The organism is Streptomyces sp. NPDC037288, from assembly GCF_055603265.1.
This window is the reverse complement of the sequence record NZ_JBVJVY010000009.1, coordinates 44437-66301: the sequence shown is the minus strand read 5'-3', so window position 1 is coordinate 66301 and position 21865 is coordinate 44437. Positions and strand designations below refer to the sequence as shown.

Annotated in this window: 25 protein-coding genes and 1 pseudogene; 16 read left to right on the top strand and 10 right to left on the bottom strand. The window is 70.2% G+C overall.

Annotated elements, in window-relative coordinates; all coding sequences use genetic code 11:
* Positions 1–50: 50 nt before the first annotated feature.
* Both ACZ7GZ_RS13555 and ACZ7GZ_RS13550 read right to left on the bottom strand, forming a co-directional pair.
* Entirely contained in the window at positions 51–200 is a 150-nt protein-coding gene (locus ACZ7GZ_RS13555) for a hypothetical protein (protein ID WP_471023790.1), read from the bottom strand.
* Entirely contained in the window at positions 197–952 is a 756-nt protein-coding gene (locus ACZ7GZ_RS13550; RefSeq protein ID WP_471023788.1) for an alpha/beta hydrolase, read from the bottom strand. The genes ACZ7GZ_RS13555 and ACZ7GZ_RS13550 overlap by 4 nt, the downstream gene beginning before the upstream one ends.
* A gap of 136 nt (positions 953–1088) precedes the next feature.
* On the opposite strand from ACZ7GZ_RS13550, the gene ACZ7GZ_RS13545 reads away from it, so the two are divergent.
* On the top strand, positions 1089–1370 hold the full coding sequence (locus ACZ7GZ_RS13545; protein WP_471023785.1) for a hypothetical protein: 282 nt from the start codon (positions 1089–1091) through the stop codon (positions 1368–1370).
* Between the two features lie 25 nt (positions 1371–1395).
* Here the strand turns inward: ACZ7GZ_RS13545 and pspAB are convergent, their stop codons facing one another.
* The 3 genes from pspAB to ACZ7GZ_RS13530 form a co-directional block, all read right to left on the bottom strand.
* Positions 1396–1980, bottom strand: coding sequence for a PspA-associated protein PspAB (gene pspAB, locus ACZ7GZ_RS13540; protein WP_471023783.1), 585 nt, complete (start codon positions 1978–1980; stop codon positions 1396–1398).
* A 3-nt stretch (positions 1981–1983) separates the two neighbouring features.
* A complete protein-coding gene (htpX, locus tag ACZ7GZ_RS13535; protein WP_471023780.1) occupies positions 1984–2904 on the bottom strand; it encodes a zinc metalloprotease HtpX in 921 nt (306 codons plus the stop codon).
* A 115-nt stretch (positions 2905–3019) separates the two neighbouring features.
* Complete coding sequence (locus ACZ7GZ_RS13530; RefSeq protein ID WP_471023777.1) at positions 3020–3274, bottom strand: SCO2583/SCO2584 N-terminal domain-containing protein; 255 nt, start codon at positions 3272–3274, stop codon at positions 3020–3022.
* A gap of 273 nt (positions 3275–3547) precedes the next feature.
* On the opposite strand from ACZ7GZ_RS13530, the gene ACZ7GZ_RS13525 reads away from it, so the two are divergent.
* Positions 3548–3796, top strand: coding sequence for a hypothetical protein (locus ACZ7GZ_RS13525; RefSeq protein WP_471023774.1), 249 nt, complete (start codon positions 3548–3550; stop codon positions 3794–3796).
* Between the two features lie 326 nt (positions 3797–4122).
* Here ACZ7GZ_RS13525 and ACZ7GZ_RS13520 read toward each other — a convergent pair whose 3' ends face one another.
* Complete coding sequence (locus ACZ7GZ_RS13520) at positions 4123–4932, bottom strand: protein phosphatase 2C domain-containing protein (protein WP_471023772.1); 810 nt, start codon at positions 4930–4932, stop codon at positions 4123–4125.
* A 2-nt stretch (positions 4933–4934) separates the two neighbouring features.
* Complete coding sequence (locus ACZ7GZ_RS13515; RefSeq protein ID WP_471023770.1) at positions 4935–5780, bottom strand: sigma factor-like helix-turn-helix DNA-binding protein; 846 nt, start codon at positions 5778–5780, stop codon at positions 4935–4937.
* A gap of 439 nt (positions 5781–6219) precedes the next feature.
* Between ACZ7GZ_RS13515 and ACZ7GZ_RS13510 the strand changes: the two genes are divergently transcribed.
* The 12 genes from ACZ7GZ_RS13510 (at position 6220) to ACZ7GZ_RS13455 (ending at position 16325) form a co-directional block, all read left to right on the top strand.
* The gene (locus tag ACZ7GZ_RS13510) at positions 6220–6489 is read left to right on the top strand and encodes a DUF6284 family protein (RefSeq protein ID WP_471023767.1); all 270 of its coding nucleotides are present in this window, start codon (positions 6220–6222) and stop codon (positions 6487–6489) included.
* Positions 6486–7613 (top strand): conjugal transfer protein, encoded by a 1128-nt coding sequence (locus ACZ7GZ_RS13505; RefSeq protein ID WP_471023764.1) that lies wholly within the window; start codon positions 6486–6488, stop codon positions 7611–7613. The genes ACZ7GZ_RS13510 and ACZ7GZ_RS13505 overlap by 4 nt, the downstream gene beginning before the upstream one ends.
* On the top strand, positions 7613–7954 hold the full coding sequence (locus ACZ7GZ_RS13500; RefSeq protein ID WP_471023762.1) for an RRQRL motif-containing zinc-binding protein: 342 nt from the start codon (positions 7613–7615) through the stop codon (positions 7952–7954). The genes ACZ7GZ_RS13505 and ACZ7GZ_RS13500 overlap by 1 nt, the downstream gene beginning before the upstream one ends.
* Position 7955: 1 nt before the next feature.
* Complete coding sequence (locus ACZ7GZ_RS13495; protein WP_471023759.1) at positions 7956–8273, top strand: hypothetical protein; 318 nt, start codon at positions 7956–7958, stop codon at positions 8271–8273.
* Positions 8270–8446: a pRL2-8 gene (locus tag ACZ7GZ_RS13490; RefSeq protein ID WP_471024085.1), complete on the top strand. Its 177-nt coding sequence runs from the start codon at positions 8270–8272 to the stop codon at positions 8444–8446. The genes ACZ7GZ_RS13495 and ACZ7GZ_RS13490 overlap by 4 nt, the downstream gene beginning before the upstream one ends.
* Before the next feature lie 125 nt (positions 8447–8571).
* Complete coding sequence (locus ACZ7GZ_RS13485; protein WP_471023756.1) at positions 8572–10695, top strand: FtsK/SpoIIIE domain-containing protein; 2124 nt, start codon at positions 8572–8574, stop codon at positions 10693–10695.
* Positions 10696–10902: 207 nt separating this feature from the next.
* Positions 10903–11367 carry a hypothetical protein gene (locus tag ACZ7GZ_RS13480; protein WP_471023754.1) on the top strand — a complete coding sequence of 155 codons (465 nt, stop codon included), beginning with the start codon at positions 10903–10905 and terminating at the stop codon, positions 11365–11367.
* Positions 11368–11386: 19 nt separating this feature from the next.
* On the top strand, positions 11387–11845 hold the full coding sequence (locus ACZ7GZ_RS13475; protein WP_471023751.1) for a hypothetical protein: 459 nt from the start codon (positions 11387–11389) through the stop codon (positions 11843–11845).
* A gap of 87 nt (positions 11846–11932) precedes the next feature.
* Positions 11933–12802, top strand: coding sequence for a bifunctional DNA primase/polymerase (locus ACZ7GZ_RS13470; RefSeq protein ID WP_471023749.1), 870 nt, complete (start codon positions 11933–11935; stop codon positions 12800–12802).
* Positions 12803–12804: 2 nt separating this feature from the next.
* Positions 12805–14283: an ATP-binding protein gene (locus ACZ7GZ_RS13465; RefSeq protein ID WP_471024083.1), complete on the top strand. Its 1479-nt coding sequence runs from the start codon at positions 12805–12807 to the stop codon at positions 14281–14283.
* 502 nt (positions 14284–14785) lie between these two features.
* Positions 14786–14995, top strand: coding sequence for a helix-turn-helix domain-containing protein (locus ACZ7GZ_RS13460; protein ID WP_471023748.1), 210 nt, complete (start codon positions 14786–14788; stop codon positions 14993–14995).
* Between the two features lie 64 nt (positions 14996–15059).
* A complete protein-coding gene (locus ACZ7GZ_RS13455) occupies positions 15060–16325 on the top strand; it encodes a tyrosine-type recombinase/integrase (RefSeq protein ID WP_471023746.1) in 1266 nt (421 codons plus the stop codon).
* 114 nt (positions 16326–16439) lie between these two features.
* On the opposite strand, the gene glnA is transcribed toward ACZ7GZ_RS13455, so the two are convergent.
* Positions 16440–17849 carry a type I glutamate--ammonia ligase gene (gene glnA / locus ACZ7GZ_RS13450; protein ID WP_471023744.1) on the bottom strand — a complete coding sequence of 470 codons (1410 nt, stop codon included), beginning with the start codon at positions 17847–17849 and terminating at the stop codon, positions 16440–16442.
* 209 nt (positions 17850–18058) lie between these two features.
* Between glnA and ACZ7GZ_RS13445 the strand changes: the two genes are divergently transcribed.
* Positions 18059–18526, top strand: coding sequence for an RDD family protein (locus ACZ7GZ_RS13445; RefSeq protein WP_471023742.1), 468 nt, complete (start codon positions 18059–18061; stop codon positions 18524–18526).
* Positions 18527–18632: 106 nt separating this feature from the next.
* Here ACZ7GZ_RS13445 and ACZ7GZ_RS13440 read toward each other — a convergent pair.
* Positions 18633–18893 (bottom strand): annotated as a pseudogene (locus tag ACZ7GZ_RS13440) (RNA polymerase subunit sigma-24); the annotation flags it as partial.
* A 31-nt stretch (positions 18894–18924) separates the two neighbouring features.
* On the bottom strand, positions 18925–20571 hold the full coding sequence (locus tag ACZ7GZ_RS13435) for an FAD-dependent oxidoreductase (RefSeq protein ID WP_471023741.1): 1647 nt from the start codon (positions 20569–20571) through the stop codon (positions 18925–18927).
* A gap of 200 nt (positions 20572–20771) precedes the next feature.
* Between ACZ7GZ_RS13435 and ACZ7GZ_RS13430 the strand changes: the two genes are divergently transcribed.
* Entirely contained in the window at positions 20772–21842 is a 1071-nt protein-coding gene (locus ACZ7GZ_RS13430; protein ID WP_471023738.1) for a SchA/CurD-like domain-containing protein, read from the top strand.
* The last annotated feature ends 23 nt before the right edge of the window (positions 21843–21865 follow it).

Genomic DNA, 21865 nt, shown 5'->3' with positions numbered 1-21865 from the left:
TCCCCCCCCCCCCCCCCCCCCCCCCCCCCCCCCGGGGGGTGCGGGGCCGCTCAGCCGTAGCGTTCCGGGTCAGCCCTGTCCTCGCCGTCCACGGCGACCAGGGCCGGGGCCGGGACGCCCTCCTCGGCGGCGAGCGACCCGAGGACCGCCGCCTCCCAGGACAGCGGCCCGGGCGCGTTCCTGCGGAAGAAGGGGTTCACGAAGCCCGGGCCCGCGTCGCCGCCCGGCTCTGCCGGCCGTCAAGTCCGCTCACCAGCGCCGTCACGAACTCCCGCCGGTCCTCGGCGTGCTCGTGGAACCAGAGGCCCAACCGGTGCTCCGCCTCCGGGAGTTCGAAGCGGGTGTACCGGGCCCGTGCCGTCAGCGCGTCCTGCACGGCCTCGGTCACGGCCGGCGGGATCACCGCGTCGGTGCCCGGGACCGCCAGCACCGCCCGGCCCTCGTACGCCCGGAGCGCCGCCAGCGCCCGCGAGCTCCGCCAGCTGTCCGGCGTACGGATGATCTCGCCGAACCTGCCCCGGCGGCTGTCGAACGGCACCTCCCAGGCCTCGGACGCGTAGACGGCGGGCGAGCACAGACCGACGGCCGCCACCCGCGGGCCGTAGTGCCGTACGAGGTCGGCGACCGTCTGGCCGCTCATGCTGAAGCCGACCAGGACCAGCGGATCGTCCGCCGGAGCGTGGGCGTCGAGTACCGCAACCGCCTGCTCGAACCGTCGGCGCAGGCTCAGCTCCGCGAGGGATCCCGTGCTCTCGCCGTGGCCCGAGAAGTCGAACGCCAGGGCGCGGCAGCCGCGTTCGGTGAACTCCGTGAGCAGCGGCAGGAGGCGCTGCTTGCTGCCGTTGCCCGCGCCGTGCAGCAGCACCGCCGTGGCCCGGCCAGGTGGGCCCGCGGTCAGACCGCTGAGTCGTTCGCCGTCGAAGTCGTGGGTGAATACGGAGAGTTCACTCATGGGTTCATTCACTCACAGGGGTCCCTCCGCGGGCGGAAAACGGGATGCGACCGCCGCCACGGCCTCCCTACGCTGAACAAACGGCACGAAGCCGACAGACTCCACCCCCGCCACACTCACCCCACGGAGGTCCGTCATGCGTGGCATCGTCGCGTCCGGGACCGTCGTCCTGGTGATCCTCGGAATCGGAAACCACCTGTGGTGGCTCGCCGCCGTCGCGCTGCTGTATCTGTACGCGACGCACGGCCGCGGGTCGCCCGGCACCCCGTCACCGCCCGCCGGAGCGGGCAGCCCACCGCTGCCCGACAGCTACCGGGCCTACCGCGAGCGCCGGGACCGGCAGGCGAAGTGGGAGCGCCGCTACCGTCGTGAGCGCCCCTTCGAGACCCGTCGGCAGGAGCGCGAGAAGAGCCGGTGAGAGCAGTGAGCCAGGGCGTCCCCGGTCACAGACCGGGGGCGCCCCACACCGGGAACCAGCGGCTCAGGTCCTGCTCGATCCGCAGATCGTTCGTGAGTGCCGCCTTCACCTGGAGTTCGAGCGCGCTGTCCCGCCGCTGCGCGGCACCGGGCAGCGGGGCGAACGGGTAGAAGGTGCCCCGTTTGTAGAGGTAGACCAGCGCCAGCCTGCGGCCGGTGCCGTCCGTGAAGGCGGCCAGCGAGCACAGCAGCTGCGGGCCGAAGCCGTTGACCTCCATCGCGCTGTTCACCGCGTGCAGATCGTTGACCAGCTCCGGCAGCTGCCCGGCCGATCGCTGCGAGACCAGCCAGGAGTAGCCGTAGCCGTCCCGCCGCAGCTGCACGGGCGGACCGGTGCGGTCGATGTCCGCGTCGAGCAGCGCCTGCACCTCCCGGTGAGTCTGCTCGAAGGCCGCGCCCTCCACCGTGGCGAAACACACCGCCCCGGTCCCGGTCGGGGTGAAACCGGCCGCGGCCTGCAGGGTCACGGCCGCCGAGGGCAGCGCGAAAAGCTGGTCGAGATCGGGCACGACCGGTTTCGTACGGCCCAGCAGGATGTCCAGCAGCCCCAACGCTCAGCCCGCCTTCCCCGGCGTGGCGGCCTCGCCCAGCTCCGCCGAGATCCGGCCCAGCTGCTCGAGCCGCTGCTCCAGGCTGGGGTGCGTGGAGAAGAACCGCTCGATGCCGGGCTCCCTGCCGGTCGCCGGGGTGAAGTAGAAGGCGTTGAAGGCCTGGGCGGTGCGCAGGTCCTCGGTCGGGATCCGGGCGATGTCCCCGGAGACCTTGGTGAGCGCCGAGGCGAGGGCCGAAGGGCGGCCGGTGAGATGCGCCGCCGCGCGGTCGGCCGCCAGTTCGCGGTACCGGGACAGGGCACGGATCAGCAGGAAGCTGATCGCGTACACCGCCGCGGAGACGCCCATGATCGCGGCGAACACGGCGGCGGTGTTCTGGTCCCTGCGGCCCCCGCCGAAGACCTGCGAGTAGAACGCGAACCGCACGATCAGGCCCGCCAGCACACCGAGGAAGGACGCGACCGTGATCACGGCGACGTCCTTGTGCGCCACGTGCGACAGCTCGTGCGCCAGCACGCCCTCCAGCTCGGCCGGCTCCAGCCGTCGTAGCAGCCCCGTGGTCACGCAGACCACCGCGTGGTCCGGGTTCCGGCCGGTCGCGAACGCGTTCGGCATGTCCATGTTGGATACCGCGACCACCGGCTTGGGCATGTCCGCGATCGCGCACAGCCGGTCCACCACCGCGTGCAGCTCGGGATACTCCTCGCGTTCCACGACCCGCCCGTGCATCGCGAACATGGCGATCCGGTCGGAGAACCAGAACTGCGCCACGAACATCGCCCCGACCAGCACGACGACCAGCACCCAGGACTTCAGCAGCGCGATCAGCGCGGCGACGAACCCCACGTACAGCAGCCCGAGCAGGAACAGCGTGAGCCCCATGCGCACGGTCAGCCGTCGATCGCTCCGGAAGCGGCTCTGCATCTTGCATCACCCCGCAGTCAGGCACTCGTCCCGCTGTCCAGTGTGCACCTGCCGATTCCCATGAAGTGGTTCCGAACGGCCCTAGGTGCGGCAAAACGCGTGACCGCTACCGCGGCTAGTACGACGAGCCGAACTGCATGAGTCCTATGAGCACCATGACCGCGATCACGCAGCCGAGCACCATGGCCGTCGACGCCCACGACGTGCGGCGCGGCACCGGGTCGGGGTCGGCGCGGAAGGGCGCCGGGTCCGGCGGGTTCTCCCGCCAGCGCGCGGCGAGCATCCGCGCCCGGGCCGAGGGCTCCTTGTGCTCGGCGGAATTCGCCCAGCGGTGATCGAACTCTCGCTCCCAGTCGTCGTTTTCCGTCATCCCCGTTCAACCTCTCTCGTCGGACAGAGCCAGGGGGATGATCCCCCGAGAGTAGGAAGCATGGGAAGCGGCAAAGGTTGCCCAGGATGCCGGGTGGTCGCCGGACGGCTAGCATGTACGGGAGAGCCGCACCGCGGGGTGCCCACCACGTCTGCCCTGCTTTCCCAACTCGTGCGGCATCCCCTACGACCGCGCCGGACTCTTCACTCCGAGGTCGCGGCCCATCGTCTCGTGCCCGGAAGGCCGCACGAGGGGTGGAAGGAAGGTGGATCCATGAAGGCACATCGCGCGCGCCGTCTCGCCGCAGTGTCCGCCATCGGCGTTCTGATGGCCGGGGGAGCCGCGATCGGCACGGCAGGCACCGCGTCGGCAGCCACCCCGACCCAGGTCTCCACCAACCGTGGCTGCTTCCACGGTGGCTGGGACTGCGGTTTCAACAACCGTTTCGGCTTCAACAACGGCTTCTTCGGCTTCAACAACGGGTTCGGCAGCGTGCCCGTGGTCGTGGTCGTCGTGAGCTGACGACGGCGGGACGGAGAAACGGCCGAGGGCCGCCACCCGGAGCGATTCCGGGTGGCGGCCCTCGTTTCCGGACCGCGCGGGGCGGTCCGGTCACACGTCGAGGATCACACGTCGAAGAAGTGATGATGCAGCGCCGCTACCTCGGAGCCCTGTTCAGGGGACCGTCATGACCAGCGAAAACGCTGTCGTTGTTGGTCGTTGTTGGTAGTCGTTGGCCACCCCCGGACGGCCCACCGACGGCCCGGCGATGGGTGCATGACCTGACCTAGGCGGGGGCTCGGAGAGCCATCGAGCACCCGCTTCTCACGGGCCACGCGCCCCCGCGGTCACCACTGGCAATAAGCCACCGTCGCATCATCCCCGGACTTGTATCGCGGCCACCGGATACCTGTGGGGTCCGTGGCCTCGGTCTTCCTCACCGTCTCAATCAGCTCGCGCGGCCCGCCTGTCTGAAGGGTGGCGAAGACGTCGGCCCAGGTCGCCATCTCGTATTCCGTGACCAGCCTCGACACGCCGTCCGACATGACGGCGGCCGAACGGATGCCCCTGAGCGGTGTGGTGCCGGTCAGTGCGTGCTGTGCCGCTTCCGGACGGGACCCGGCCACCCAATAGCCCTCTGGGGTGTTGCGTACCTGCCGCTGAGCAAGTACGAGTCGCTGTAGTGCCTCCCTGTGCCCTGGGGTGTGGGTCTGGTGACTCTCAACCTCAGCTCGCAGCTCGGGGAGTACGTCGTCAACACGAAGGTCGCTGATCACCGTGTAGCCCTCGGGGCCGTCGAGGACGATGGGCGAGTCGGCGAGCACCAGGTGCTCAAGGACCCCGTATTTGTGGCGCAGGATCGCGACCGTGGCCGATGGCGTCCCAGGATCACTGAGGTCGCATTCGGGGTGGATGGCCGCTACTCGTTCGAGTGCATCGGCCAAGCCCTCGGTCAGAGGCCGGTCGAGATCCGCCAGTGCGGCCAGGAGATGCCCCCCGAGGTTGGCGACGTACCACGGGACGCCATGGCGGCATCCCGTGGAAAGCCCGGCTGTACTGAGCCCGTCCAGGACGATGGCGAGCGTCGGACTGCCGGCTACCCAATCTTCGTTGGGGTTCGCTGTCCCGCCACCTTGTGTTTCAAAGCACACGCGCATGATCAGCCCTCGTGTCGATACAGCGGGGTGACGCGGCGACTTTCCAGTACTTCCCGCGTCTCGGGGTCGAAGCGGCACGAAATCAGCGTGGAGAAGCGCCGCGTACGCACCTCTCGGTACAGGTCTGCCAAGTGGTGCTCCAAGTAGTGCACGACTCCGTTCGCCCCGATGGCGTGGATACCGGCGATGTACAGAAACGTCCCGCGACCGTCCAGACGCGGGAGCCGTCCGAGGTAACCGAAGTCGCCTGCTGCGCCGTCCTCATCCATCGGGGACCTGTAGGTCTCGCCCGTCTTCTGGTCCACCAGGTGCCAAGCACGATCTTTCTCAAACCGGAGGTTGTGATCCCCCTCCAACACCTGGGCGACGATGGGAGACAGCCGCGGCCCGCAGATGACCACGTGGTTTTCGCGGTTCAGGTTGATGATGCCGGTGGGTGGGATCACCTCGTACTTGGACTCAAGCTTCATACCGCCGAGCAGCTTGCGCAGATGCTCGAAGTTGTCGAGGTCTTCCTGCACCACGACCGCACTCGGGTTCTGGTCTGGCCCTTTGCCCGCCTCGGGCTTGCCACCCAGCGACACCGTCACAAGGTCCGTGCCGAAGAACGCTCGCTCCGGAGGCGGCCCGGCGGAGGCCAGTTGCCCGACACGCCCGCGACTCACTCCGAGGTGCGAGGCAATCTCGGCCTGGGTCATGCCTGACGCCTGTGCCTCTTCGATGGCCTCACGGCGCATGCGGGACAGCTCCAGCACCCACCCCTGATAGGTCGCCATCAGGTCAATTGCGGCCTTGGCTCGCTCGACCGGGACCGCGATCTCAGCGACTCGCTTCATGTCGTCGTGCACAGCTCTCCATTCATCGCCTAGGGGGGCTATCAGACTCTATCGCGAGAGGGGGTTGCGCGCAGCCCTGGCTTTGCCTACGGTACCTAACAAGCAAGGCCGCAACCCCCCCTAAGCAAACCCAGGGGTGACCCCCTTGCGCTTGCTTGACCTGCACAAACAACGCCCGGAGGAAAGCCCGCAGGGGTGAGTACGAAGGAAGCAGTCGTTGCTTGAGAACTGCATAGGTGGGCCCCGCCTCCCCGAGTCGAAAAGGCGGACCGCGCGACTGGATCACACCTCGACCCTCGCGGCGCTCGCCGCGCCGGTTGCCTCCGCTGCTCGTCTCGTACGAGCAGTGCCGAGGGGAGCCGGATGTTCCAACTTCAACGGCGCGCGGCCCCGGTGCGGGAACACCGGGGCCGCTGTTCGGGCCGTTCCTATGCGAGAGGAACCAGACCCAATGAGCCACATCGTCACTGTTCAGGACGCTGTTACCGCGTTCGCCGACTTCATGGAGCCGACGGACGCGGAGCTGGACGCGATCGAGCTGGAGATGCCCGCGATCCTGGCGGACGTCGACCTGCTCGACGCACAGATCATCATCCTTGACCGCGTCCCGACCGAGCTGGACGCCCGCCGCATCCGCCGGGCCCGTCGCCGGGCGCTGGCCGCGCGGGTCGCACTGGTCAACCGCGCGGCAGGCCAGAGCATGCCGGGCGGTGCGGCATGACCCACAAGGAACTGACCAAGCCGCAGCGCGTCGTACTGGGGGCCGCCTTCGTCATCATGGCCGCCGTCGGCGGCATCGGCGGATACGGCACGTTCAGCAACATCGGCCACGCCTACGGCACCGGCACCGCGCTCGGTGCGGTCGCCGCCGGCGAAGGCGCCACCGCCGTTCTCGGCCTGGTCCTGCTCGGGCTGACCATGCTGGGCCAGTCCTCCCCCCGTGTCGTCCGGCTGGGCCTGTGGGCGCTGCCCGCCGCCGCCTCGGTCATGGCCGCGATGGCGGGCCCGGATGCCGGCCGTACCGTGATCTACGCCGTGACCCCGATGGGCATGTGTGTGTCGGCGGAGGGCATGGCGTTCCTGGCCCGGCGGATCGTCGTCCACACCGACGGCCGCGACGCCGAGGCCGAGGCCCGCGCGGCGACGGTGGTGCGGCAGTTGGCCTATCACCGGGCCGTGGCCGCCAGCCACCCCAGCAGCCGCATCCGGAAGTGGTCGGAGCGTAAGTCGTGGCGGCTGGCCCGCAGGGTCGGCACCGGCGACCACATCCTCGGAACCCGGCTGCTCGATGTCCAGCGCGAGCGGGTCACGGCCGGCGCGGACGCCGCCCTGGCGGGCATGTTCACCACCCCCACCGACACGCTGACGCTGCAGCCGGCAGACCCGACCGACCCGGCATCCACCGCGAATGCGGAGGAATCCACCACAACCGAGATGATTCGGTCGACGGCTGACCAGCTGGAATCGACCCCGGTCACGATCACCTTGACCCGTCTTGCGGTTCCCGATCCGGTACCGGCGGACGCGGGCAAGTCGACCCTGCCACTGAAGCCGATCCCCGCGCTTCCGATCCCGGTCGACTCGACCCCGGCCCCGATCATCGAGCGCCGGTCGGCGGCGGCTGAGGCGACCCGCCCGCCCCGGGTGACCTACACGGTGCCCGACGCGGCGAAGACGCCCCGGGTCCGGCGCACCGCCGAGCAGCTCCTCACCGAGGCACGGACGGTCGTAGCCGACTGGCCCGACGCCAGGGTGACGGCCGAGGGTATCCGCCGTGCCCTGCGGGTCTCTCCGGTCAACGCGCGCATGCTGCGTGACGCGCTGCTGGCCGAGCGGGCCGCGTGATGGGAGCACTGCCCGTCTACCGGTGGCGGCTCGCCCCGGACGGCTACGCCACCCGCCGTCAGCTCCGTGCTCGCGGCCTGCGGCAGGGTGGTCAGGAGGTGGCGGCGCAGCTGGAGCGGCCGCGCCGCCGTCGGGGCCCGCTGGTCGCCTACCTGTACCGCGTCGACCTCGCCAAGCCGGTTAGTCCGATGACGCCGGCACGGTGGGCGGCGCTGGCCAAGGCCAACCAGGCCCGCCGCATCTGCCCGCAGTGCGGGCGGGACGCGGGCTACGTCATCCCCGCATCGCTCGGCACCTGCATGCCGTGCGCTTCCCCTTCTACGTCGCCGAGGAGTGCCTGACATGGGCAAGCCCGACACCCGCCGCCTGGACAAGGCGATCCAGCAGAACGAACGCAAGCTGGAGGCGGTCAAGAACCGCGAGATGTGGCCGCTGGACAGCCGGGAGCGCCGCGCCGTGCTCGGTGCGGTCGTGACCGGCACGCGCAGCCTGCACCGGGGCAACGGCACCGCCCGCGCGGACCGGCAGATGGACACCGCCTGGCAGAGCGCCGAGACCCGGCTCATCGCGGAGATCACCGCGTTGAAGACCGAGCGGCAGCGCATCGTCACCGAGGCCGCGCAGGCCAAGGCCGCCAAGAAGTCCTCCGGCTGGTGGTGACCGTGCCCGCCGAGCAGACGCCGCCGGGAGAGTGCCCGCAGTGCTGGCAGCACGCCCACGACCAGCGCGCACACCGCCACCTCGGCCCGCGCGAGGACTGCCCGCAGTGCGTGGACCACATGCGCCATGGCCACCCCTACCTCGTGCCCAAGAAGGAATCCCGCTGGTGGTGACCGCCCCCGCCGGCGCCTGACCCGCACCTGCACCGCTCGGGGGTGGCCGCCGCGCCACCGGCCCGGCCACCCCGGAGCTCTCCTCAACTCCCGCCCCGATCGGGGCAGTCAGGAGATTCGCCAGCATGTCCACGAACGTCGTACGCCTGCACAAGGACACCGACCCGCCCGCCGAACCGGCCCCGGTCACGACGCTGACCGTGGTCCCTGACGCACCGCCCGCGCCTCCGGTGCCGCTGTGGGTGCGCTCCGGGCGCGCCATCCGCCGCGCCGTCACCGATGAGCGGACCAAGACCGCCGCCCGCGCGATCGTGCGGCACAACGCGTATGTGGTCGGCGGGGCGAAGATCGTGGCCCGCCGCACGTGGGACGGCCGTACCGGCTCGCGTTATGAGCGGATGCTGCGGGCCGCCGAGGCGGCCGGCAACCATGAGGTGGCCGCGGAGTGGGAGGAGCGGCTGCAGCGCTTCCGCGAAGCCCGGCACCGGCGCCGCATGGACCTGCTGCACTCCCCGGTCGACGCCGCCAAGGGTGCGGCCGTGACGACCGGAATGGGCATCGGCGGCCTGGTCGCCCTCGGGGTCGTGCTGGCCATCGCTAACAAGGACGCGGCAGACGTCATCACCCCGCTGCAGGCGGTCATCGAGTTCATCGCCCTGCTGATCCGCATCGTCCAGATCGTGTGGGGCCCGCTGGTCTCGATCGGCCCGTTCCTGGCGCTGCTGGCGCTGTGGTCGGTCGGCCGCCACCAGCAGGCCGCCCCGAACTGGGCCCTGCCCGCCAACATCCGCAACGGCGAGGGTGAGCCGATCACCCCGTCCATCGTGGTCAAGGCCCTGCGCGACCTCGGTATCCCGACGCTGCGCAAGGCCGTCCAGGAGATGGGCGACGCCGGCGCCTCGATGCTGTCCCCGATCGTCATCGCCGGGTGCGGCGTCGAGGTCGACGTGACGCTTCCCTCCGGGGTGTCGACCGACGAGGTGCAGAACAGGCGCAAGAAGCTTGCGGAGAACCTGTCCCGGCACGAGCACGAGGTGTTTATCACGATCCCCGAGGCGGCCCGCACGGTGCGGCTGTGGATCGCCGACTCCGGGGCGCTGGACGAGCCGATCGGCCCGTCCCCGCTGGTCACGAACGAGTCGCTGACCGCCGACTACGCCAAGGGCCGCGCCCCGTGGGGGCAGGACCTGCGCGGCGACGCCGCCGCCCTGAGCCTGTATCAGCGGCACCTGCTCATCACCGGTCTGTCCAACCAGGGCAAGACCGCCTCGCTGCGGGCGCTGGCCCTGTGGCTGGCGCTCGACAAGTCGGTGCAGTTCTGGCTCGCCGACCTCAAGGGTGTCGGCGACTGGGCCATGTTCGACGGCATCGCCCAGGTGCTCATCCAGGGCCCGACCGATGACCACGTCATCCAGGCGACCGAGATGGTCGAGGATGCCGTGGAGGAGATGAACCGGCGCATCGAGGTCCGCCGCACTGACCCGAACGCGAAGTTCCCGCCGCTGATCGTCCTGGTCGACGAGGCGCAGGTGGCGTTCATGTGCCCGGCCAAGGACGACGACGGCCGCCCCTACGGCGGGCAGAGGGCCACTTCCCGGTACTTCATGGCCGTCCGCAAGATTCACAACCAGGGCCGTGCAGTGGACGTGCTGATGTGGCAGGGCACCCAGGATCCCACCGACCAGAACCTGCCCAAGCTGGTCCGCGAGGGTGCCCACACCCGCGCCTCCCTGGTGCTGGGCACCGAATCGCAGGCCCGGATGGCGCTGGGTGACAAGGCCGTCAACGGCGGCGCCGCCCCGCATCTGCTGCGTCAGGACCTGGACAAGGGCGCCCTGGTCGTCGCCTCGGGCGGTATCGCCATTCCCGCCGGGCAGGCGTCCATCACGGTGCGCACGCACTTCATCGATGACGACCCCGCCGCCGAGATCGCCGAGCGGGCCAAGGCGCTGCGCGACGGCGTCACCACCCTGCACGCCATCGACCGCACGGTGGAGCACGACCCGCTCGCGGACATCGCCGCGGTCATCGGGGACGCGCCCCGGCTTCGCACCCAGGACGTCATCAAGCGGCTCTCCGCGCTGAACCCGGATGCCTACGGTGACTGGTCACCGGTCGACCTCACCCGCGTTCTGGACGACGCCGGCGCGGAGCCGTACAAGTCCGACGGCCGCATGGTCGTCGGGCGCGACCGCGTCGCCCGCGCCCTCGCCGAACGCAACGCCGAGGATTCCGCTTCCGCCTCCTGACGGCAGGGAGGCGACCCCGCCCGTGTCAGGGAGGCAGGGAGAACTCCCTAAACCCCTCCCTGACCCACCTCCCTGGCCCTGACCAGCACAAATGATCCATCAGGGAGTCAGGGAGGCCCGCAGGTCAGCACCCCTCAAACCCCCTGTGCACGCCACTCGGCAGGGGGTGTCTCAGCCTCCCTGCTGCACCCTCCGAAGGGATTCCGCATGCACCCGGAACACCCCGCCCACGCGCCCGCCGAACGGGCCCTGGACGTCCACCACCCCACCCCCATCACCCCGCCCGTGCCCCTGGCGGCGCCGCTGGTGCCGGTACAGCCGCACAGCCTGCCCACCGTGGCGAGCGTGGTCCTGCCCGACGGGCAGGTCGTCACCGGCTACGCCATCACCCCCGTCCAACCCGAGCCGGTGACCGCCAAGCCGGCCGTCTCCCGCGCCGCGGTGAACGTCGCGCTCGGAGGCGTCGGGTTCCTCGCCGTGTGCGGCGGCCTGCTGCTGCTCACCACGTTCATCGCCGCGCTCACCGCGCTCATCCAGCAGCTCATCATCCTCGCCGCCGTCATCTTCGGCGGGTTCATCGCCGTGCAGGTCTTCGGCCACCGCCCGAGCGGTGCCGGGAGCACGGTCAACATCCGCAAGGCGATCTTCAAGCGCAATCACTTCCACGTCTGACCAGAAGGGACGCCCCTACGTGTTCGAGATCCGCGTCATCTGCGAACCGGCCGATGCCGGTCACATCACCGCCGCCCTCCAGAGCGCGTTCGCCACCGGGCCGGTGCGCCACTACCCGGCCCGCGACGGCCGCCACCGCCTCTACGCCACCGCCGAGCACCACCCCGCCGCACAGGCGTGGCCGACGCCCGAGCAGGCCTACGCGACCGCCCCGAGCATCCGCGACGAGATCGAGTGGGCCGTGCAGGCCATTTCCCGCACGCCCTGCCACGTCCCGTTGGGCCGGGAGTTCTGGCTGCGCAAGGCCGCCCTGCTGGACCGCATCGCCCTGACCGAGAGCCCGGATGGCTTCCACGACGTCGACCAGGACGCCAAGGAGGCCGCCTCCCGCCTCATGGAGGTCGACGACGCGGCCGTGATCTGCGACCCGCGCGCCTACGTCCGCCAGCAGTACGCCCACTGGGCCCAGCACCACTAGCTACGCCAAGGGCGGCCCCCTCTCGCCAAAGAACCGGGGCCGCCCTTGTCCACCTGCCACTCAACTGACCTGTGGAGGTCTTCCAGCATGACGCAACCGACTGACATCCGGCGAGACGGCGTCCGGACGTTACTGCAGACCGCGCTGAGCCTCGCGGCGTCCGGGGTGCCGGTGCTTCCCCTGCGTCGGGGCAAGGTGCCGTTCGGGAACTGCCCCGCGTGCGCGGACAACGCGTGCGGCGGCCGGCCGAACATGAAGACTCCGGGCCCGTGCCGGTGCCCCGGTGTCTGCCACGCGTGGGCCGCCGCCACCACCGACCGGGCCGTCATCGTCTCCCCCCTGTGGCGGGCGGCGTGGCGGCAGGCGGTGTGCGTCGGCTACCACCCCGGCGGCGCCGGGCTGACCGTCGTGGACCTGGACGACGCGGACGCCATCGCCTGGGCCCGTACCGCCCTGCCTGCCACCCGGACCGTTGCGACGACGCGCGGTGAGCACTGGATCTACCGGGGCGCCATGACCTCCCGCAACGCGGTTAGGCCCGGCGTCGACATCAAGTCGACCATGTCCTACACCCGCTACCTCGGTCCCGGCACCGGCATGATGGCCGACCTGCCGGACGCCGTGCGCGCGCTGGCCGTGAAGGAGCCTTTCCCGGCCCGCCCGGCGCCGCTTGTGGTCGTGCCCACCGGTGCCGGGGGCGGGGAGTGCCCGCACCGCACGCCCGCCTACCTGGACCGTGGGATCGCCATGGCCGAGCAGCGCATCACAGCAGCGTCCAGCGCGGTTCACGCAACCGTGTACCGGACGTTCCTGGCCGTGCTGTCCAGGCACGGCCGGTGCGGCTGCCTCACCGACACCCACGTCGCCCGTCTGTTCACCGCCGCGCAGGCCAAGGGCGAGACGACCCGGCACTGTACGGACGCGTGGACCAACGCCCGCACCACGTTGGGACTGTGACGATGTCCGACGACGAGAAGACCCCCGCCCGCGAGGTCATCACCGACTACGCGCAGGCGCACTTCCGGTACTTCCGCACCGCCGACGGGACCGTGTACGCGCAGCGCAACGGCCACCCGGTGGCCCGCCCGATCCGCTCCCAGGGCACCACGGGCAGCCACCGGCAGGAACTGATGGTCGGCATGTTCCGCGACGGCGTCGGGGTGTTCAACGGCACCGCCCTGAAGGAGGCGTTGGACCTGATCGAAGCACTCGCGCTGACCGAGGACGTGCAGCCCGTGCACATCCGCGTCGCCCCCGGCCACAACGGAGCGACCTGGCTGGACTTGGGACGCAGCGACGGCCTGTCCGTCCGCATCCACCCCACCGGCTGGGACCTCACCGTCCCCGACCCGCGCGAGGTCTGCTGGCGGCGCACCCAGCTCACCGGGGAACTCCCCGTGCCGGTCAAGAACACCGACGGCAAGGGCATCGATGCGCTGCTCAGACTGTGCAACTTCGCCACCGCGGAGACGGAGTGCCTGGCCATTGCGTGGCTGGTCGGCTGTCTCGCTCCGTCCGTCCCGGTCCCGGCCCCGTTCCTCACCGGGCCGCAGGGCGCCGGCAAGTCCACCGGCGGGCGGATGCTCGTCAGGGTCGTGGAGGGGATGAGCGGGGACCTGCGCAGGGCCCCGAAGGATGAGGAGAACCTGACCACGGCCGTGGCCGCCGGCTGGGTCACCGCCCTGGACAACCTCTCCCACATGACCCCGGACATGTCCGACGCGATGTGCCGCATCGTCACCGGAGCCGAGGACGTCAAACGGGCACTGTTCACCGACGGGGACGTCTTCCGCGTCGGCTACCGCCGCCCCTTGCTCCTGACCGGCATCGACGTCGGGGTGATCAAGCCCGACCTCGCCGAACGACTCCTTCCCTTGCGGCTGGAGCGCCCCCGCGTCCGCCGCACGGAGGCCGAACTGTGGTCCGACTTCGCAGAAGTGCTGCCCGTCATCCTCGGCTCTCTCCTGGACCTCACCGTGCAGGTGCGGGCGGCGCAGGCGGACATCCCGACCGACCTGCGCATGGCCGACTTCGCGCACGTTTGCGCGCAGCTCGACGCGGCCACCGGTCTGGGAGCGCTCGCCGCCTACCGGGCCAGCCTGGACGACCTCAACGACGACGTCATCGAGGGCGACCTGTTGGCGCAGACGGTGCTCAAGCACGCCGCCGGCATCGAGCCGGGCACCGAGCAGCGGATGACGTCGGCTGAGTGGCTGCACTGCCTCACGGGCCTCTACACGGGCGAGGACTTCCGTCCCCTGCCTAAAGGGTGGCCGACCACCGGCAAAGTGCTCTCAGACCGCCTCAAGCGTCTACAGCCAACCCTCGCCGCCCGGGGCGTCCTCATCGACTGGGGACGCACCAACAGTGCCCGCTATATCGAGATCGCGCGGCCGGCCGCCGCGCCGCCCTCGCCGGAGCAGGAAGCGGCCTTCTGACCGCGCGGCACAACGACCGCTCGCACAAGCAAGAGGAGCACCCGGCGCCGCGTGCTCCTCTTGCTCTTCGGCGGCGGTGCCGCCCTGCGAGGGTCGCGCCGCGAAGCGGCTCCTTCTTCACGCCTTGAGTCGCGCACCACAACAGACACCAACCCCCTCTTTGTCCGAAGTAGAGAGACGCTGCGTCACCTGCGTCACCCGCACCCCGAAAACGGCCGGTGACCTGCCGAGAGACGGGTGACGCAGACAGCCGATCCCTGCGTCACCCCGCGTCACCTGCGTCACCCGATGACGCAGGTCTGTGTCACCGGTGACGCATCTCCATCGTGCTGCGTCACCGCGAATGCGCAGGTCAGAGCGGCGAATGACGCAGATGACGCAGGTGACGCAGAAATCCGGACCTCGGACAGCCATGGGCTGTCGCCCCCAACCGAGTCCATTCGCAGGCACCGCCTTCCCTGGAGGTCTCTACGTGCCGTCCGTTGTCTCAAGCGACCCCCGCGTGACCCTCCGCGGCGGTCTCCCAGACCGGTACCTCACCCCCGAGGACGTCGCCGACATGTTCGGCGTGCCGCTCGAAACCGTCTACCAGTGGCGCAGGAAGCGCACGGGACCGCCTGGCTTCCGTATCGGCAAGTACCTCCGCTACGACCCGGCTGACGTGCGCGCCTACGTCATGCAGCGCAAGAGCGCTGGCCAGGGCGCCGCGTAGCCAAACCAACTCAGAGCAGGGAGAGCCGCCGCGGGCGGCTCTCATGTCGAGAGGACATCGCCGAATGGCCGGTCACATCCAGGACCGTTGGTACAAGACCGAGACAGCACCCAATGGCAAGACGACCAGGGTAAAGACCGACCGATACGGGACCGGCTTGCGCTACCGGGCCCGCTACGTCGCCCCGGACGGGAGCGAACGCAGTAAGTCCTTCCCGGACAAGCAGAAGCGACTTGCAGAAGCGTGGCTGACGCAGATCGCGGCGGACATGACCCGTGGCCAGTACGTCGATCCGTCGGCCGGCAAGGTGACGTTCAAGGAGTTCGCCACCCAGTGGCTGGCCTCCCAGACCACGGACCCCTCCACCATCGTGAACATGGAGCTGAGGTTTCGGCTGCACGCCTTTCCCTATATCGGGTCTCGCTCGCTGAGCGCGTTCCAGCCCGCCCATATCCGTACGTGGGCGCGGGCCCTCGCAGACTCCGGAATGGCAGCGTCCTATCAGCGGACGGTCTTCGCGAATGTCTCCGCTGTGTTCCGCGCCGCCGTGGACGACGGCATTCTGGCCCGGAACCCCTGCCGGGCAGGGTCCGTGCGGGCGCCCAAGCTGGATCGGCGGAAGATCAAGCCGTGGACACGTGACCGGGTGATCGCCGTCCGGGATGACATCCCGAGCCAGTACGCGACAACCGTCGACGTCGGTGCCGGGTGCGGTCTACGGCAGGGGGAGATCTTCGGGCTTGCCGTCGATGAAGTCGACTTCGTGGACGGAGTCGTGCACGTCGTGCGGCAAGTCAAGCTGGTCGGCCCGCAGATGGTGTTCGCCCCGCCCAAGGGCGGCAAGCTACGAGACGTGCCGCTGCCCAATGTGGTGTCCGATGCGCTTGCCGCTCACATCACCCGCCGGCCCCCCATCGACGTCACTCTGCCGTGGAAAACCCCGGACGGGCCGCCCGTCACCGCGAAATTGCTGTTCTACTCCCGGGAGCGCAAGGCGCTGAACAGGAACTACTTCAACATGTACCTGTGGAAGCCCGCTCTGATCGCTGCCGGCGTCATTCCGGAACGGGCGCCGGGGGAGCGGTTCAAGCCGTCGCGTGAGCACGGCATGCATGCCTTGCGGCACTACTACGCGTCGGTGCTGCTGGACTCGGGGGAGAACATCAAGGCGCTGGCCGAGTACCTCGGTCACTCTGACCCGGGATTCACGCTCCGGACGTACACGCACCTCATGCCGAACAGCCAGGATCGGGCTCGCCGAGCCATCGACGCCGCATTCGGCGCACCCGACGCGGATGACGGCCCTCGTGAGGACGACGCGCTGTCGTAAGCGGCGCCGGGGCCGAAACAGGCCGTCGGCCGTGCCCTTCCACGTAGGAAGAACACGGCCGACGGCCCACAGACGGCCCAGGGGAGCGGTTACCCGCTCTGACCTGGGGCGATATCACACGTCGAAGTAGAGCTCGAACTCGTGCGGGTGCGGACGCAGCTGCAGCGGCGCGATCTCGTTGGTGCGCTTGAAGTCGATCCACGTCTCGATCAGGTCCGACGTGAACACGTCGCCCTGGAGGAGGAACTCGTGGTCGGCCTCCAGCGCGTCGAGCACGGCGTTCAGCGAGGTCGGGACCTGGGCGACGTTCGCGTGCTCCTCGGGAGCCAGCTCGTACAGGTCCTTGTCGATCGGCTCGGCCGGCTCGATCTTGTTCTTGATGCCGTCCAGGCCCGCCAGCAGCAGGGCCGAGAAGGCCAGGTACGGGTTGCCGGAGGAGTCCGGGGCGCGGAACTCGACGCGCTTGGCCTTCGGGTTCGACCCCGTGATCGGGATACGCATCGCGGCGGAGCGGTTGCGCTGCGAGTACACCAGGTTGATCGGCGCCTCGAAGCCCGGCACCAGACGGTGGTACGAGTTCACCGTCGGGTTGGTGAAGGCCAGCAGCGACGGGGCGTGCTTGAGGATGCCGCCGATGTAGTAGCGGGCGGTGTCCGACAGGCCCGCGTAACCGGCCTCGTCGTAGAACAGCGGGTCGCCGTTGCTCCACAGCGACTGGTGCACGTGCATGCCCGAGCCGTTGTCACCGAAGATCGGCTTCGGCATGAAGGTCGCGGTCTTGCCGTTGCGCCAGGCCACGTTCTTCACGATGTACTTGAACAGCTGCAGGTCGTCGGCGGCGGCCAGCAGGGTGTTGAACTTGTAGTTGATCTCGGCCTGGCCGGCGGTGCCCACCTCGTGGTGCTGGCGCTCGACCTTCAGGCCGGACTTCTCCAGCTCCAGGGAGATCTCGGCGCGCAGGTCGGCGAAGTGGTCGACCGGCGCCACCGGGAAGTAGCCGCCCTTGTAGCGGACCTTGTAACCGCGGTTGTTCTCCACCGCACCGGTGTTCCAGGCACCCGCCTCGGAGTCGATGTGGTAGAAGGACTCGTTCGCGCTGGTCGCGAAGCGTACCGAGTCGAAGACGTAGAACTCGGCCTCGGGACCGAAGTACGCGGTGTCCGCGATACCGGTGGAGGCGAGGTAGGCCTCGGCCTTCTTCGCCACGTTGCGCGGGTCACGGGAGTACTGCTCGCCCGTGATCGGGTCGTGGATGAAGAAGTTGATGTTGAGGGTCTTGTCCCGGCGGAACGAGTCGACACGGGCGGTGGACAGGTCGGCACGCAGAGCCATGTCGGACTCGTGAATGGCCTGGAAACCACGGATCGACGATCCGTCGAAGGCCAGCTCCTCGTCCGGGTCGAACGCCTCAACGGGCACCGTGAAGTGCTGCATGACGCCCGGCAGGTCGCAGAAGCGGACGTCGATGAACTTGACGTCCTCGTCCGCGATGAACTTCTTGGCCTCGTCGGCGTTCTGGAACATCCAGCTCCTCCTACTCCCGACCGTCCTCGCCGGGGTGGTAGATCGTTCGTGCGGCCAGTGCGGTGGCACACGCTGGTCTCGACCCTAGGGACGGGTGATTTCTCGGGCGTGACCCGTTTGTTTCGCAGAAGTTAACCGGCCACCGTTCCACCCTAGCCCCGGGACACCCCGCCGTACCCCGGTCATTTCGGGCACAGTACCGTGGTCGGGTGGACAACAGGCAAGCACTCGGATCGTGGCTCTCCGGGCCCCGCGCGGCCATGGAAGAGGCCGGTGCCGACTTCGGCTACCGCGGCGAGCAGCTCGGTCTGCCCGAGGAGGGGCCGAACTCGATCGCCCGGCCCGGACGGCGCGTCGGCGCGCTCGCCGTGGACTGGGCACTGAGCGTCCTGATCGCATACGGCCTGATCACGGACGGCTACAGCCCGGCTACCAGCAACTGGGCGCTGGGTGTTTTCTGCGTCATGAGCGTGCTGACCGTCGGCACGATCGGCTTCACACCCGGTAAGCGGCTCTTCGGCATCCGGGTGGTGGCCCTGGAGACCGGCACGGTCAATCCCCTGCGGGCCGTGCTGCGCACGATCCTGCTGTGCCTCGCGATTCCGGCGCTGATCTGGGACCGGGACGGCAGGGGGCTGCACGACCGGCTGGCGAAGACCGTCGAGGTACGGATCTGAGACAGCGCCGCCGAGCCGCGGGCCGTCGCTTGTCCTTGTGGCTCCGTCGCCCTCGACGCGCGCTCGTCCGCCGACGCGACTGTCCGCTTCGCGGAGCGAGGTCCGGCTAGCCCCGCCGCGCCCACGGCCGTGGCTTCTCCGGGTTGCGGACCGCCCGGACACGGGTGACGCGCCCGTCGGAGACGTCGGACGAGGCTACGGTCACGACGACGCCGGCACGCTGGGTCACCCGGCCCGGGACACCGTTGACCGAACGCTCCGGGAGTTCGAGCCCCGGAGCCTTGTCGGCGCTGGCGACCATGTACTGGGAGCGCTGGAGGTCCCCCATAGGGGACCTCGTGAACGCCGAGCCGCGCGGCCCGCCCCCGCCCAGCCCCGGCCCCGGGCACCGGAGCGACTCACCGCCGCCGCAGTACCGCGCGCAGTACCTCCCGCAGCTCGGCCTCCGGATCCGCCGCCGCGCCGGCCGCCCGCCACGCCACGAACCCGTCCGGCCGCACCAGCACCGCCCCGTCGGCCGTCGTCCCGTGGGCCCCGGCCCAGTCGCCGTCCGGAGCGTCGTACGCCAGGTCGGCACCCGGCCCCGCACCGATCCGGTACGCGGCCAGCCGGACACCCTCCGTGTCGGCGATCCGGCGCCCGGCGGCCTGCCAGGCGGCCCCCGCGGCCGAGCCGGCGTCACTCAGCAGGACCAGTGACCGCTCGTACAGATCGACAGTCGAGCACCGTTCGCCCGCCCGCCGCAGCCACAGGTGCGGGGCCCTGCTGCCCGGTTCCCCGGTCAGGCGCAGCCCGTCCGGTACGACCGGCTGGTCCGGGTCGGCGCCCACGACGGCGCCCGCGGGGTAGCGGTAGCCGAGGACCACGTTGAGGATGCCGCCGCGCTTGCCGCCGCCGATGCCGGGCGCCGGGGCGAAGCCGGGGTGGCTGTGTTCCACCGAGCGGGCCGAGGCCCGGGCGCTGGTGGCGAGGGCGACGGGCCGGCGCTCGGCGTCGTAGGTGTCCAGCAGCCCGGGACCGGCCCAGCCGTCGAGGACGGCGGCCAGCTTCCAGGCGAGGTTGTGCGCGTCCTGGATCCCGGTGTTGGAGCCGAACGCACCGGTCGGGGACATCTCGTGGGCGGAGTCGCCGGCGAGCAGGACCCGGTCGTCCCGGTAGCGTTCGGCGACGCGTTCGGCGGCGCGCCAGGACGCCTTGCCGGTGATCTCCACGTCGAGGTCGGGGACGCCGACCGCCCGGCGGATGTGCCGGGTGAGCCGCTCCTCGGTGAACTCCTCCAGGGTTTCGCCGTGTTCGGGGTGCCAGGGGGCGTGGAAGACCCAGCGTTCCTTGTTGTCGACGGGCAGCAGGGCGCCGTCGGCCTCGGGGTCGGTGAGGTAGCAGCAGATGAAGCGCCGGTCGCCGACGGCGTCGGCGAGCAGCTTGGACCGGAAGGTGACGCTGACGTTCGCGAAGAGGTCGCCGGGGCCGCTCTGCCCGATGCCGAGCCGGTTCCGGACGGGGCTGCGCGGGCCGTCGGCCGCGACCAGGTAGTCCGCGCGGACGGTGTAGAGGTCGTCGCGGTCGCGGTCGCGGACGTAGGCGGTCACTCCTTCGGGGTCCTGAGCGAAGGACTCCAGCTCGTGGAAGTACCTGAGGTCGCCGCCGAGGGCGCGGGCCCCGTCCAGGAGCACCGGTTCCAGGTCGTTCTGGCTGCACAGACACCAGCTCGTGGGGCTGAACCGGGCCAGCCCGCCGCCGGGGTCGATCTCCCGGAACAGCCACTCGCCCGCGTCCTGGGCCAGCGTCGGGGTCTGCAGGATGCCGTGGTTGTCGGCGAGGAGGGACGCCGCCGTCTTGATGTCCGGCTCGATGCCGGCCACCCGGAACAGCTCCATCGTCCGCACGTTGTTGCCACGGCCGCGCGGGTGGATCGAGGTCCCGGAGTGCCGCTCGACGAGCATGTGCCGTACGCCGAGACGGCCCAGGAACAGGGACAGGGACAGGCCCACCAGTGAGCCGCCCACGACTAGGACGGGCACGTGGTGATCGGCTTTGTGCTGCATCGACGACTCCAGAGGCAGGGCGGGGGAGTGGGGGACCTCGGAGTTTCCATGCCCTCTCGGAAGCGCTTCGCGTGCTCAATCACCCTCCTGGTTCACACGAGTCGCGCACTCCGGAGGACAGGAACAGGATCAAGGAACGCTGACGTCCCCCGTCACGGGCGGCGTTCACCCTCTGCTTCCCTGAAGGAGATGTGCGCAGTATGACCACCACGTCGGAAAAGGTTTCGGAACAGCTGGCGCGGCAGGTGTCGAAACGGGTCTCGCAATCCGTCTTCGACGGCTCCCGCCTCCGGGTCGTCCTGCTGGTGGACGTATACGACGGTGCCCAGCAGCAGTTCCTGGAGGCCTACGAGCAACTGTGCAACCAGGTCGCGTCGGTGCCCGGCCATGTCAGCGACCAGTTGTGCCAGTCGATCGAGAACCCGTCCCAATGGCTCATCACCAGTGAGTGGGAGAGTGCCCCGCCGTTCCTCGCCTGGGTGAACAGCGAGGAGCACGTCCAGATGGTGGAGCCGCTGCACAGCTGCGTCCGGGACACCCGGTCGCTGCGCTTCCACATCGTGCGCGAGACGGGTGGCGAGGCGGCGGCCGCCCCCGCGGCCAAGCGCCGGCTCCAGGCCTCCCCGCGGATCGGCGATGGCGTGATCCGGCACGCGCTCACCTTCACGGTGAAGCCGGGCAGCGAGGCCGAGGTCGCGAAGATCCTCGCGGACTACTCCTCGCCCGAGGCGCGGGTCGACGAGAACACACGGCTGTGCCGCACCTCCCTGTTCATGCACGGCAACCGGGTCGTACGGGCCATCGAGGTGCGCGGCGACCTGCTGGCGGCGCTGCGCCACGTCGCCCGGCAGCCCGAGGTCCGGGCGGTCGAGGAGGCCATCAACCCCTACCTGGAGCAGGAGCGGGATCTCAACGACCAGGAGTCGGCGCGGGTGTTCTTCACCCGGGCGGCGCTGCCGGCCGTGCACCACGTCACCGCGGACGAGCTGGTCGAGGGCGAGCGGCTCGCGCTGTACTACCCGGCCCGGCCGGGCCGCGGGATGGAGCTGGCCCAACTGCTCGCGCGGGGGGACGAGGCGGCGGCCGAGGACCCGCGCAGCCCGGTGCTGCGCAGCACGATCTTCCAGCGGGACGACGTCGTCGTACGGCTGGTCGACCACCGTGCCGGCGTGGCCGTGGACGTCGCCCCGGCGGCCCCGCTGACCGCGCTGCTGGACGGCGAGGTCGTCCGGATGCAGCTCGTCACCGACCGGCGCTCGCCGGACGCCTGAGACCCACAGCCGCACCACACCCA

Bases quoted from the DNA above. Each gene is read 5' to 3' on its own strand.
- ACZ7GZ_RS13550 (WP_471023788.1), bottom strand. From the start codon at position 952: ATGAGTGAACTCTCCGTATTCACCCACGACTTCGACGGCGAACGACTC.
- ACZ7GZ_RS13545 (WP_471023785.1), top strand. From the start codon at position 1,089: ATGCGTGGCATCGTCGCGTCCGGGACCGTCGTCCTGGTGATCCTCGGA.
- htpX (WP_471023780.1), bottom strand. From the start codon at position 2,904: ATGCAGAGCCGCTTCCGGAGCGATCGACGGCTGACCGTGCGCATGGGG.
- ACZ7GZ_RS13530 (WP_471023777.1), bottom strand. From the start codon at position 3,274: ATGACGGAAAACGACGACTGGGAGCGAGAGTTCGATCACCGCTGGGCG.
- ACZ7GZ_RS13525 (WP_471023774.1), top strand. From the start codon at position 3,548: ATGAAGGCACATCGCGCGCGCCGTCTCGCCGCAGTGTCCGCCATCGGC.
- ACZ7GZ_RS13520 (WP_471023772.1), bottom strand. From the start codon at position 4,932: ATGCGCGTGTGCTTTGAAACACAAGGTGGCGGGACAGCGAACCCCAAC.
- ACZ7GZ_RS13510 (WP_471023767.1), top strand. From the start codon at position 6,220: ATGAGCCACATCGTCACTGTTCAGGACGCTGTTACCGCGTTCGCCGAC.
- ACZ7GZ_RS13505 (WP_471023764.1), top strand. From the start codon at position 6,486: ATGACCCACAAGGAACTGACCAAGCCGCAGCGCGTCGTACTGGGGGCC.
- ACZ7GZ_RS13500 (WP_471023762.1), top strand. From the start codon at position 7,613: ATGGGAGCACTGCCCGTCTACCGGTGGCGGCTCGCCCCGGACGGCTAC.
- ACZ7GZ_RS13495 (WP_471023759.1), top strand. From the start codon at position 7,956: ATGGGCAAGCCCGACACCCGCCGCCTGGACAAGGCGATCCAGCAGAAC.
- ACZ7GZ_RS13485 (WP_471023756.1), top strand. From the start codon at position 8,572: ATGTCCACGAACGTCGTACGCCTGCACAAGGACACCGACCCGCCCGCC.
- ACZ7GZ_RS13480 (WP_471023754.1), top strand. From the start codon at position 10,903: ATGCACCCGGAACACCCCGCCCACGCGCCCGCCGAACGGGCCCTGGAC.
- ACZ7GZ_RS13470 (WP_471023749.1), top strand. From the start codon at position 11,933: ATGACGCAACCGACTGACATCCGGCGAGACGGCGTCCGGACGTTACTG.
- ACZ7GZ_RS13465 (WP_471024083.1), top strand. From the start codon at position 12,805: ATGTCCGACGACGAGAAGACCCCCGCCCGCGAGGTCATCACCGACTAC.
- ACZ7GZ_RS13455 (WP_471023746.1), top strand. From the start codon at position 15,060: ATGGCCGGTCACATCCAGGACCGTTGGTACAAGACCGAGACAGCACCC.
- glnA (WP_471023744.1), bottom strand. From the start codon at position 17,849: ATGTTCCAGAACGCCGACGAGGCCAAGAAGTTCATCGCGGACGAGGAC.
- ACZ7GZ_RS13435 (WP_471023741.1), bottom strand. From the start codon at position 20,571: ATGCAGCACAAAGCCGATCACCACGTGCCCGTCCTAGTCGTGGGCGGC.
- ACZ7GZ_RS13430 (WP_471023738.1), top strand. From the start codon at position 20,772: ATGACCACCACGTCGGAAAAGGTTTCGGAACAGCTGGCGCGGCAGGTG.